Genomic DNA, 11931 nt, shown 5'->3' with positions numbered 1-11931 from the left:
GACACGGGACCCGGGACCCGGGAAAAGCACCGGATCGGCCATCGGAGGGCCGCGCGGGGTAGCGACGGGGGGCCGAGCCAATGCCGTCAGCGCAGCACGCGAATCTGAAAAATGCGAAAAGCCGCCTCCCCCGCAGTATGCAGACCACCTGCCTGATCCAGCTCTTCCCGGGACCCTGGTCCCGGGTCCCGGGTCCCGGCCTTCCCGGCCTCATTCGTAGCCGAACGCCTTCAGCGCAGCCTCGTCGTCCGACCAGCCTTCGCGCACGCGCACCCAGGTTTCCAGGAACACCTTGGCACCGAACAGGCGCTCCATCTGCAGGCGCGCCTTGCCGCCGATTTCTTTCAAACGGGTGCCGCCCTTGCCGATCACGATGGCCTTCTGGCCTTCGCGCTCGACCCAGATCACCGCACCGATGCGCAGCAGCGCGCCATCTTCGGCGAAGCGCTCGATCTCGACGGTGGTGGCGTACGGCAGCTCTTCGCCGAGCTGACGCATCAGCTGTTCCCGCACCAGTTCGCCAGCCAAAAAGCGCTGGCTGCGGTCGGTGATCTCGTCTTCGCCAAACATCGCCTCGGCTTCGGGCACCAGCTTGAGCAGGTCGCCCACCAACGCGTCCAGGCCCTTGCGCTTGAGCGCGGACACCGGATGCACGGCGGCGAAGGTGCGCCCCTCGCTGACCTGGGCCAGGAACGGGAACAGCGCGGTCTTGTCCTTGAGCCGGTCGACCTTGTTGACCACCAGCACCACCGGCACGCCGGCGTCGCTGAGCACGCGGAACGCCAGCGTGTCTTCCTCGTCCCAGCGGCCGGCTTCGATCACCAGGACCGCCGCGTCCACGCCCTCGAGCGAGCCGCGCGCAGCGCGATTCATCACCCGGTTCATTGCGCGCTTCTGCTCGCGGTGCAAGCCCGGTGTGTCGACCAGCACCAGCTGCCCTTCCGGGAAGGTGGCGATGCCCAGCAGCCGATGACGCGTGGTCTGCGGCCGGTTGGAGACGATGCTGACCTTCGCGCCGACCAGGGCGTTGGTCAGGGTGGACTTGCCGACGTTGGGCCGGCCGATCACCGCAACGCTACCGCTGCGGTGGGGGGAAGAGGTTTCGCTCACGTGTTTGAATCCAGTTGTGCGATGACAAGAGTCGCCGCCTGTTGCTCTGCGAGGCGACGCGAAGTGCCCTGGCCCTCGGCGCGGGCGATGGGCTGCTCCAGAATGCAGGCGACGTGGAACTGCTTGGCATGCTCGTCGCCGCTCTCGCTGATCAGCGCGTAGGTGGGCAGCGGCAGTTGCCGTGCCTGCAGCCATTCCTGCAGCCGGGTCTTGGGATCCTTTTCTGCCTTGCCCACCGGCAATGCCGCCAGCGACGCTTCGAACCACGGCAGCACCACTGCACGGCAACGCTCGAAACCGCAGTCCAGATAGATGGCTGCGACGATCGCCTCGACCGCATCGGCCAGGATCGAATCGCGCCGGTGACCTCCGGACTTCAGCTCGCCTGGCCCCAGCGTGAGGCGCTCGCCGAGGTTCAACGTGCGTCCGATCACTGCCAGCGCACCTTCGCGCACGAGCTCGGCACGTGCACGGGTCAATGCGCCTTCGTCGGCCTTGGGCCACCGTTGATACAGCGCCTCGGCGATCAGCAGGTTGACGATGCCGTCGCCGAGAAATTCCAATCGCTCGTTATGCGGCGTCCCGGCGCTGCGATGCCGCAGCGCCTGGGCGAGCAGAGCCGGATCGGCGAATGCGTGCCCGATCGGATCACCGCGTTGGAAGGTTCTATTCGACACCGCGCTTCGTCAGATCCTGTGCCGTATCGAACTTGCCGACCACATCCAGATTGCCAACCAGCTCGCGGCGGACTTCGTAATTGACCTTCATGCGCCAGCCGCCTTCGATCCGCTCGAACTTGACGTCTTCCTTTTTGACATTTTCAGAATAGTTGATGTACAGGCGCTTGAAGAACATGTCCTGCAACTTGGACGGATCCATGTCGGAAGTGCCTGCTTCATTTGCCAAGCCCTTCATCGACGTACGCACTGCGTAATATTCCTGATACATCGGGAACAGCTTCATCCCGATGTACAAACCGAACCCCACTACCGCCAGCACCACCACGAACGACGTCAACGTCATACCGCTTTGCTTGCGCTTCATTGTGCTTCCCCTGGCACGCCGTGCGTGCATTTACTGGATTCCAGTCCCGATCCGCGATGGATCGAAACTCCCCTTGCAGAACCACCCTTCGCAATTGAGCCAGATCAGGAACGCCTTGCCGCGCAGATTGGCTTCCGGCAGAAAGTGCGTCTGGGTCCAGAACCGGCTGTCCTCGCTGTTGTCGCGATTATCCCCCATCACGAAATAGCTGTCCGCCGGCACGGTCCAGTCGCCCTGCCCGGCCGGCATGTTGCGGTCCAGCCATTCCAGCACGGTGTGCGTGCGGCCCGGCAGGTCCTCGACCAGAAGCGTGGTGCCGGTCATCTCGGCGCCCTTGCCCTTGCCGATGTACTCGCCCTTGACCGTGTAATGCATCGGCTTGTCGTTGATGTACAGCGTATCGCCGTGGAAGCCGATCTTGTCGCCCGGCAGGCCAACCACGCGCTTGATCCAGTTCTGGTCCGGCGCGTGCGGCGGCTTGAACACCACCACGTCGCCGCGCTTGGGCTCGCCGGTGGGAATGAACTTGGTATTGGTGATCGGCAGACGGAAGCCGTAGGCGAACTTGTTGACCAGGATGAAATCGCCGATCAGCAGGTTGGGCATCATCGAGCTGGACGGAATCTTGTACGGCTCGGCCACGAAGCTGCGCAGGATCAGCACCACCGCCAGCACCGGGAAAAAGGCGCGCGAGTAATCGATGATCGCCGGCTCGCTGTCCAGCAACCCGGCACGCGCCGCACGGCGCTTGGCCAGAAACAGCTTGTCCAGCAACCAGATGAAGCCGCTGCCCAGCGTCAGGACAACCAGGATGATTTCAAACCATTTCATTGATGTTCCTTCGGAACGGGATTCGAGATTTGAGATTGGGGATTAGTAAGAGCAAGAGGATGGGCAAGCCGTTGCCAATCCCGAATGACGAATCCCGAATCCCTGCTACTTGTCCATCTGCAGGACGGCCAGGAAGGCTTCCTGTGGAATCTCCACGCGGCCGACCTGCTTCATGCGCTTCTTGCCTTCCTTCTGCTTCTCCAGCAGCTTTTTCTTGCGCGAAACGTCGCCACCATAGCACTTGGCCAGCACGTTCTTGCGCATCGCCTTGACCGTGGAGCGCGAGATGATCTGCGAGCCGATCGCGGCCTGAATCGCCACGTCGAACATCTGCCGGGGAATCAGGTCTTTCATCTTTTCGCACAGCTCGCGGCCGCGACGATCGGCGTGGCTGCGGTGCACGATCAACGACAACGCGTCGACCTTGTCGCCGTTGATCAGCACATCCACGCGCACGAACGGGCCGGCATCGAATCGCACGAAGTGGTAATCCAGCGAGGCATAGCCACGGCTGACCGACTTGAGCTTGTCGAAGAAATCCAGCACCACTTCGGCCATCGGCAGCTCATAGCTGATCTGTACCTGGCTGCCCAGGTAGTTGATGCCGATCTGGGTGCCGCGCTTTTCCTCGCACAACTTGATGATGTTGCCGATGTACTCCTCGGGAGTGAGGACGTTGGCGCGAATGATGGGCTCGCGGATTTCCTGCACCAGGTTCAACTGCGGCAACTTGGCCGGGTTGTCCATGTTGATGACCGTGCCATCGGTCTTGAGCACTTCATACACCACGGTGGGGGCGGTGCTGATCAGGTCCAGGTTGTACTCGCGCTCCAGGCGCTCCTGCACGATTTCCATGTGCAGCATGCCCAAAAAGCCGCAGCGGAAGCCGAAGCCCATCGCTTCGGAGCTTTCCGGCTCGAAGCGCAGCGCGGCATCGTTCAAGCGCAGCTTGTCCAACGCTTCGCGCAGATCCGGGTAATCCTCGGCATCGACCGGAAACAGGCCGGCGAACACGCGCGGCTGCATTTCCTGAAAACCGGGCAAGGCGTGCGGCGCCGGGTCGGCCGCCAGGGTCAGCGTGTCGCCGACCGGTGCGCCGTGCACGTCCTTGATGGACGCGTTGATCCAGCCCACTTCGCCGGCGCCCAGCGCGGGCAGCTCCTTACGCTTGGGGGTGAACACGCCAACCTTGTCGACCAGATGGGTGCGCCCGGTAGACATCACCAGGATCTTGCTGCCGGGCTTGATTTCGCCCTGCATCACGCGCACCAGCGAGACCACGCCCAGGTAGTTGTCGAACCAGGAATCGATGATCAACGCCTGCAGCTTGTCGGTCTCGCGCGGCTTCGGCGGCGGGATGCGATGCACGATCGCTTCCAGCACCAGATCGATGTTCAGACCGGTCTTGGCGCTGACAGCGACCGCGTCTTCGGCATCGATGCCGATCACCGCTTCGATCTCGGCCTTGGCGCGGTCGACATCGGCGGTGGGCAGGTCGATCTTGTTCAGCACCGGCACCACTTCCAGCCCCTGCTCCACCGCGGTATAGCAGTTGGCCACCGACTGCGCTTCCACGCCCTGCGCGGCATCCACCACCAGCAGCGCACCTTCGCATGCAGCCAGCGAGCGGCTGACTTCGTAGGAGAAGTCGACGTGCCCGGGGGTGTCGATGAAATTCAGGTGGTAGGTCTGCCCGTCCTTTGCCGTGTACGGCAGGGACACCGACTGCGCCTTGATGGTGATGCCGCGTTCGCGCTCGATCGGGTTGGAGTCGAGCACCTGGGCTTCCATCTCGCGCGCCTGCAAGCCGCCGCACAGCTGGATGATGCGGTCGGCCAGGGTGGATTTGCCGTGGTCGACGTGGGCAATGATGGAGAAGTTGCGGATATTCCGCATTGAATCAGAGGACATTGAGGTGGGCGCCGGCGCAGCCGTCGTCAGGGTAACGCAGCATTATCGCACGGCCGACCCCTCTGGGGCCGGGGATTGGGGAATCGGGATTCGGGAATCGCAAAAGCAGGGGGGCCGCGTAGCGCGGACCCGCTGCTGCCAATCCCGAATCCCAAATCCCCAATCCCGGCCGCCCTTAGCCGCCGGCCTTCAAGGCCACATAGCTGGTTGCCTTGCCGTCAGTCACCAGCAGCATGACCACGTCGCCCTTCTTGTAGCTGGACAGGGCGCGGTTGAGTTCGGCGACGCTGCCGACCTTGGTCCGGCCGACGCGGGCGATGATCAGGCCCGGCGACAGCGGCGGCTGGGTGCTGCGCGCCGCCGCGCCGGTGACCGCCGCAATGCGCACGCCCTCGCCCGCCTCCAGGCCCAGGCGGCTGCGCTCGGCGGCGGTCAGGTCGGCAACTTGCAGGCCGAGCAATTCCACGCTGGCCGGAGCGCTGGGCTTGGCCTCATCGGCGGCGGTGCGCGGTGCGGCGTTCTCGCCGCCGTCCTGCAGCGGTGCAAGGGTGACCGTCACCTTGCGCGGTTTGCCGTCGCGCAAGACGTCCAGGGTTACCTTGGTGCCAGGCGCCATCAGCCCGATCATTGGCGGCAGATCGCTGGCGACGTCGATCGACTTGCCATTCACTGCACGGATCACGTCGCCCACCTCGATGCCGGCCTTGGCTGCCGGGCTACCGGCCGGGATGTCGTTGACCAAGGCACCACGGCTGTCCGGCAAGCCCAGGCCCTGGGCCTTGAGCGAGTCGATCGGGCCGACCGCCACGCCCAGCATGCCGCGACTCACGTGGCCGGTGGCCTTGATCTGCTCGGCCGCGCTGAAGGCCAGGTCGATCGGGATCGCGAAACTGATGCCCATGTAGCCGCCCGACGCGGAGAAGATCTGCGAATTGATGCCGACCACCTCGCCACGCGTATTGAGCAGCGGGCCGCCGGAATTGCCCTGGTTGATCGCCACGTCGGTCTGGATGAAGGGCACGTAGCGCTGGTCGGCGTAGGGATTGCTACGGCCGGTGGCGCTGACGATGCCGGCGGTGACCGAGTGATCCAGACCGAACGGCGAGCCGATCGCCACCACCCACTGCCCCGGCTTGAGCGTGTTGGAATCGCCCAGGCGCACGGTCGGCAGGCCCTTGGCCTCGATCTTCAGCAGCGCCACGTCGTATTGCTCGTCACTCCCCACCACCTTGGCCTTGAATTCGCGGCGGTCGGTGAGCTTGACGGTCACCTCGCTGGCGCCATCGACCACGTGGTGGTTGGTCAGCACATAGCCGTCGGCCGAGATGATGAAGCCCGAGCCCATCGACTTGCCGGCGATGCCGCCGTCGTCATCGCCGCCACCCGGCCCCTGCCGCGGACCGCCCGGCATCTGGAAATCCGGCCCGAAGAAGCGGCGGAAGAATTCCGGCATCTGATCGTCATCGGGCATCGCGCCACCACCGCGACCACCCGGGCCGCTGCGCTGCTGACGTGCCATGGCGTCCTTGCGGGTGATGGTGGTTTCGATATTGACCACGCCCGGGCCGACCTGCTCGACCAGATTGGTGAAGTCCGGCAGCCCCGCCACCAGCTGCGGCGCCGGCGTGGCACTGCGGTTGGCGGCAATCGGGGCGAGGTCCTTGGCAGCAGGTGCGGGCTGCTGCGCGCAGGCGGCCAGCGGCAGGGTCATGGCGATCAGGCCGAACATCTGGTTGCGGATGCGATGGTTCATCAGGTTGCCTCCGATGGCAGGGCGACAGGGGCCAGAACCCGCGTAGCAACACGGGCCCGGCACGATAACGGGAGGGAGATTGCCGAACGGATGAAGGCCGGCGACAGGGTCAGTCCTGCGGGGCCTGCGCCGGCGCCGGCCGGTTCGGCGCCGGGCTGGTCACGGCCTGTGGCGCGGGTTCGAACGGATAGAACGCCGTGCCGGGCTGGCTCTGGCGGAAACTGGCATTGAGCGAGCTTTCGCCAGCCCCGGACAGGGCCGCGCGCGGCCACGGGCGTGCCTGCAGCGTGGTATCCGGATGCGTGAACGGGTTGGACGGCGTCGCCGCAACCGCAGATGCGGTGCCCGTGGATGCCGGTGCTGCCGCAGCGACCATACGGGTCGGCGCCTGCTGCTGACGCGCAGCCGCACTGCGTGCGACTTGCTCATTGCGGGTTGCCGCGCCGCGCCGAGTAGACGCCAGCGCAGCGGCAGGCACGGCTGCAGCAAGCGCGGCCACCTCATCCGGCGCCCCAGGAGCCGGTGCGGCCGGCACCTTCGGTGCCTCAGGTCCCTGCGGCGCTTGCGAGGCGGGCGGAAGCTGCGCGGCGGTGGCATAGACGGGGGTTGTTTCAGCACCCGGCGCGGCGGTGTCTGGCAGGCGCTCGCGCGCCAGGAACAAGGCAATCGCCGCGACCGAGGCGGCAATCGCTGCACCGCCGCCCCAGCGCCAACGTGCACCAGGGCGGGTCGCCGGTTGCGCTTGCGGTGCCGGCTCCTCGGCAATGGCGCTGCGCACACGCGCCGCAAAATCCAGCGGCGCCGGCGCACTGGCCGCACCGCGCAGCACATCGCCGCACAACTGCCAGCGCTCGTGGCAGCCGGCCAAGTCTTCGTCGTGGGCCAGACGGCGCAGCAGGAAGCGCGACTCGTCGGCGCTCAACTCGCCGTCGACCAGCGCAGACAGCTGCTGGCGATAGTGAAGCTCGAATTTGTCGGTGGTGGACATGGCAGGGTTCTGGTTCATACGCGGTGTCGCTCACGGGTAGCGCTTTCGGTCTCCAGCAGAGGCCGCAGCTCGATGTCGATGGCCTCGCGCGCCCGGAAGATGCGCGAGCGCACCGTTCCGATCGGGCAATCCATCTTTTGCGCGATTTCGTCGTAGCTCAGGCCCTCCACCTCGCGCAGGGTGATGGCCAACCGAAGTTCTTCCGGTAGCGCTTGGACCGCGCGCATCACCGTTTGTTCCAGCTCCTGTCGCATCAATTCACGCTCCGGGGTATCGGTGTCGCGCAACCGGGTCGCTCCATCGAATTGCTCGGCATCGCTGATCTCGATGTCGTCGGTGGGCGGGCGGCGGTTGTGCGCAACCAGATGGTTCTTGGCAGTGTTGACGGCAATGCGGTGCAGCCAGGTGTAGAACTGGGCGTCGCCACGAAAACTGTTGATCGCGCGGTAGGCGCGCACGAACGTGTCCTGGGCAACGTCCTGGCATTCGCTCCAGTCGGCGATGTAGCGCCCGATCAAGGCAACGATCCGATGCTGGTATTTGCGCACCAGCACATCGAACGCCGCGCTTTCGCCGCGCTGCACGCGCCGGACCAGTTCCAGGTCCAGCTCCTGAGGTGTATCGACTTCGGCCATGTCGGGCCGCACTCCTGTCAGCCCACCGAAGTCGGGCAATGAGACCGCCGTTGAAAAGAAAAGTTCATACCGATCCGTACGACCGTCACGCATCAGGGTAGCGGCAGCGATGCACCGCTGGCGACGCCGCGCGCAACGCGCGGATCTCCCCTGTCGACAGGTATGGGTATTTGACGTGAAGGAAACAACCTCTGGATGATAACGACCTTTCCTTCTATTGCCGGACGGCCAGACGCATGCTTCCAGGTTTCGACGGGCTCCGATTCAGCCATTGGCAGGCCGATCTGCGCGAGGACGGCGTGGTGGTTCTCAGCCTCGATCGGCAGGGCGCACCGGTCAACGCATTTTCGCAGGAGGTGCTGCTGGAGCTGGGCGCCGTGGTCGAGCGGCTGGCACTGGATCCGCCAAAGGGCGTGGTGCTGCGCTCGGGCAAGCCCAACGGCTTCATCGCCGGCGCCGATCTGAAGGAATTCCAGGAATTCGATCGCAAGGGTACGGTCAACGATGCCATCCACCGCGGGCAGCAGGTCTTCCAGAAGCTGGCCGAACTGCCCTGCCCGACCGTCGCGGCGATTCATGGCTTCTGCATGGGCGGCGGTACCGAAATCGCGCTGGCCTGCCGCTACCGCGTGGCCTCCGATGACGGCAGCACCCGCATCGGGCTGCCGGAGACCAAGCTGGGCATCTTTCCCGGCTGGGGCGGCAGCGCCCGCTTGCCGCGCCTGATCGGTGCGCCGGCCGCGATGGATCTGATGCTCACCGGCCGCACGGTATCGGCCAAGGCTGCGCGCGCGATGGGGCTGGTCGACAAGGTCGCCGCGCCTGCCGTGCTGGTGGATGTGGCAGCCAGCCTGGCGCTCGCCGGCACCACGCGTGCGTTCAAGCAGCGCGCCACTGCGTGGGCCACCAATACCTTGCTCGCGCGCAAACTACTGGCGCCGCAGATGCGCAAGCAGGTGGCGCGCAAGGCGCGCAAGGAGCATTACCCGGCGCCCTACGCCCTGATCAACGTCTGGGAGCGGGCGGGCGGCAGCGGCATCCAGGCGCGCCTGGCGGCCGAGCGCAAGGCGGTGGTCAAACTTGCCAGCACGCCGACCGCACGCAACCTGATCCGCATCTTCTTCCTGACCGAGCGCCTGAAAGCGCTGGGCGGCAAGGACGCAGCCGGTGCGGCGGCCCCGATTCGCCATGTGCATGTGATCGGCGCCGGCGTCATGGGCGGTGATATCGCGGCCTGGGCGGCTTACAAGGGCTTCGAGGTCACGTTGCAGGACCGCGAGCAGCGTTTTATCGATACGGCGCTGACACGTGGTGGCGAGCTGTTCGCCAAGCGCGTCAAGGACGACGCCAAGCGGCCGGCAGTGGCCGCGCGGCTGCGCGGCGACCTGGCCGGCGCGGGCGTGACGCAGGCCGACCTGGTGATCGAGGCGATCATCGAAAACCCGCAGGCAAAGCGCGATCTGTACCAATCGATCGAGCCGCAACTCAAGCCGGATGCCTTGCTGACGACCAATACCTCGTCGATTCCGCTGACCGAATTGCGTGGCCACATCCAGCGCCCGGCGCAATTTGCCGGCCTGCACTACTTCAACCCGGTGGCGATGATGCCGCTGGTGGAAATCGTGCAGCACGATGGTCTGGATCCGGCCAACGTCGCGCGCCTGGCTGCGTTCTGCAAGGCCTTGGACAAGTTCCCGGTGCCGGTGGCCGGCACGCCGGGATTCCTGGTCAACCGGGTGCTGTTCCCCTACCTGCTCGAGGCGGCCACCGCGTATGCCGAAGGCATTCCTGGCCCGGTGCTGGACAAGACGGCGGTGAAGTTCGGCATGCCGATGGGGCCGATCGAACTGATCGACACCGTGGGCCTGGATGTGGCGGCGGGCGTAGGCGCGGAGCTGGCGCCGTTCCTGCGTTTGCCCATCCCGGCGGCACTGGCGACCGTGGAAGCCGGCAAGCGCGGCAAGAAGGACGGCCAGGGCCTGTACAAGTGGGAGAACGGACGCGCCGTCAAACCCGAGGTTGCCAGCGGCTACACCGCACCGGCGGATCTGGAAGACCGCCTGATCCTGCCGCTGCTCAACGAAGCGGTGGCCTGCCTGCACGATGGCGTGGTGGCCGACGCAGACCTGCTGGACGCCGGGGTCATCTTCGGCACAGGCTTCGCACCTTTCCGTGGCGGCCCGATCCAGTACATCCGCAGCGTCGGCGCAGACGCGCTGCTGGAGCGCCTGCACGCGCTGCATGCACGCTATGGCGAACGCTTCGCGCCGCGCCCGGGTTGGGACTCGCCGTTGTTGCGGGAAGCGGTGGCCTGAGGCCGGCAGGCATCTATCGACAAGTCTGATTTGCAAGAAGGCTGCCGTTGGCAGCCTTCTTTTTTGCGCCAAGACCGCAGCGTGCAGATGCTGGCACCGATTACCTGGCAGTCGGAGTCGATCTGGATATGTCGCGCCAGGGCCGGACAGGTGCGGTGGATTGCGCAGGTCGAAACGCGCTGATTCGATGACCTGCCGACCTGCTGCTACCAGAGGTTAATGATGGGAATGCCCATGCGCATGACTGTGCCCATGGTGCGCGTCATGGCCAGCGTCTGCAGCCGGCTTTGGTGTGCCGCAGGGTTCAGTGCCGCAGTGGCCGCTTTCCACCTGCAAGGTGACGTGGGCGATGTCGAAGCGGTCGTGCAACAGGGCGCCGAGCGCATCACGCAGGCGGTCGCGGTCGGTGGCCTCGTTGACCACCACGTGCGCGGTGAGCGCGGGCGTGCTGGAGGCCAGCGCCCAGACGTGTAGGTCATGCACGTCTTCGACGCCGGGATGGCTGGTGAGTGCCTGCTGCACCTGGGCCAGGTCGATCCCCTTGGGCACGCCTTCGAGCAACACGTTGATCGCCTCGCGCAGCAACACCCAGGTGCGCGGCAATACCCACAGGCCGATCAGCACGGCCAGCACCGGGTCGATCCATTGCCAGCCGGTCCAGCGGATCAGCAGGGCACCGATGATCACTGCCACCGAGCCGAGCATGTCGCTCCAGACCTCCAGATAGGCACCCTTGACGTTAAGGCTTTCGCCGCTGCCGGCGTGCAGCAGCTTCATGGCGACCAGATTGATCACCAGGCCGAAGCCGGCGATCAGCAGCATGCCGCTGTACGCGATGTCCTGCGGAGCGCGGAAGCGTTGCGCGGCCTCCCACAGGATGTAGCCACCCACTACGAACAACAGCGCGCCATTGGCCAGTGCGCCAAGCGCTTCGAGCCGCACATAGCCATAGGTGCGACGCGCGTCGGCCGGACGACGACTCAAGCGCACCGCGACCAGCGCGATCATCAGGCCGACGGTGTCGGTGGCCATATGCGCAGCGTCGGACAGCAGCGCCAGGCTGTTGGTCACGAATGCGCCGATGATCTCTGCCAGCAGGAAAGTGGCGGTCAACCCCAGTGCCCACCACAAGGGGGCTTCGTGACGGATTTCGCTGGGTGCGTGGTTGTGGTCGTGTCCCATGGGTGTCGTGGCCTGCTGCAATGCGCGCACCTTAGGCGCACGCGATGGCGGAGACTATTACACCTGCGCGTAATGACATCACATCACGCGAGCCGTGCGGCGGGCCGCACAAGGCGCAGTGGTTGCGCTATTTGCGGGGCGAAAGAAGTCACGCTCTGGAAG

At 65.5% G+C, this 11931-nt stretch carries 10 protein-coding genes; 1 reads left to right on the top strand and 9 read right to left on the bottom strand.

Annotated elements, in window-relative coordinates; all coding sequences use genetic code 11:
• Positions 1–210 precede the first annotated feature (210 nt).
• The 8 genes from era to rpoE form a co-directional block, all read right to left on the bottom strand.
• Complete coding sequence (gene era, locus ACCQ07_RS06865; RefSeq protein WP_014089686.1) at positions 211–1110, bottom strand: GTPase Era; 900 nt, start codon at positions 1108–1110, stop codon at positions 211–213.
• Positions 1107–1787 (bottom strand): ribonuclease III, encoded by a 681-nt coding sequence (rnc, locus tag ACCQ07_RS06860; RefSeq protein WP_031421783.1) that lies wholly within the window; start codon positions 1785–1787, stop codon positions 1107–1109. Before rnc ends, era begins: the two co-directional genes overlap by 4 nt.
• Positions 1777–2184, bottom strand: a complete 408-nt coding sequence (locus ACCQ07_RS06855) for a DUF4845 domain-containing protein (RefSeq protein ID WP_016850781.1) — start codon at positions 2182–2184, stop codon at positions 1777–1779. Before ACCQ07_RS06855 ends, rnc begins: the two co-directional genes overlap by 11 nt.
• Positions 2185–2985 carry a signal peptidase I gene (gene lepB, locus ACCQ07_RS06850; RefSeq protein ID WP_007970507.1) on the bottom strand — a complete coding sequence of 267 codons (801 nt, stop codon included), beginning with the start codon at positions 2983–2985 and terminating at the stop codon, positions 2185–2187. It abuts the gene before it with no gap.
• A gap of 105 nt (positions 2986–3090) precedes the next feature.
• Positions 3091–4881 (bottom strand): translation elongation factor 4, encoded by a 1791-nt coding sequence (lepA, locus tag ACCQ07_RS06845; protein ID WP_008576898.1) that lies wholly within the window; start codon positions 4879–4881, stop codon positions 3091–3093.
• A gap of 190 nt (positions 4882–5071) precedes the next feature.
• Positions 5072–6649: a DegQ family serine endoprotease gene (locus ACCQ07_RS06840; protein WP_039416718.1), complete on the bottom strand. Its 1578-nt coding sequence runs from the start codon at positions 6647–6649 to the stop codon at positions 5072–5074.
• A 109-nt stretch (positions 6650–6758) separates the two neighbouring features.
• Positions 6759–7655 (bottom strand): RseA family anti-sigma factor, encoded by an 897-nt coding sequence (locus ACCQ07_RS06835; protein WP_372363927.1) that lies wholly within the window; start codon positions 7653–7655, stop codon positions 6759–6761.
• Positions 7652–8272 carry an RNA polymerase sigma factor RpoE gene (rpoE, locus tag ACCQ07_RS06830; protein ID WP_003488227.1) on the bottom strand — a complete coding sequence of 207 codons (621 nt, stop codon included), beginning with the start codon at positions 8270–8272 and terminating at the stop codon, positions 7652–7654. The genes ACCQ07_RS06835 and rpoE overlap by 4 nt, the downstream gene beginning before the upstream one ends.
• A gap of 236 nt (positions 8273–8508) precedes the next feature.
• Here rpoE and ACCQ07_RS06825 point away from each other — a divergent pair, with 236 nt between their 5' ends.
• Complete coding sequence (locus ACCQ07_RS06825) at positions 8509–10587, top strand: 3-hydroxyacyl-CoA dehydrogenase NAD-binding domain-containing protein (RefSeq protein WP_014089681.1); 2079 nt, start codon at positions 8509–8511, stop codon at positions 10585–10587.
• Between the two features lie 216 nt (positions 10588–10803).
• Here the strand turns inward: ACCQ07_RS06825 and ACCQ07_RS06820 are convergent, their stop codons facing one another.
• Positions 10804–11769, bottom strand: coding sequence for a cation diffusion facilitator family transporter (locus tag ACCQ07_RS06820; protein ID WP_029818966.1), 966 nt, complete (start codon positions 11767–11769; stop codon positions 10804–10806).
• Positions 11770–11931: the final 162 nt, after the last annotated feature.

It is taken from the genome of Xanthomonas sp. NCPPB 3583 (genome assembly GCF_041475715.2).
Lineage (GTDB): Bacteria > Pseudomonadota > Gammaproteobacteria > Xanthomonadales > Xanthomonadaceae > Xanthomonas > Xanthomonas euvesicatoria.
The sequence above is the reverse complement of the archived record's forward strand: the minus strand, read 5'-3'. Positions and strand labels throughout refer to the sequence as shown.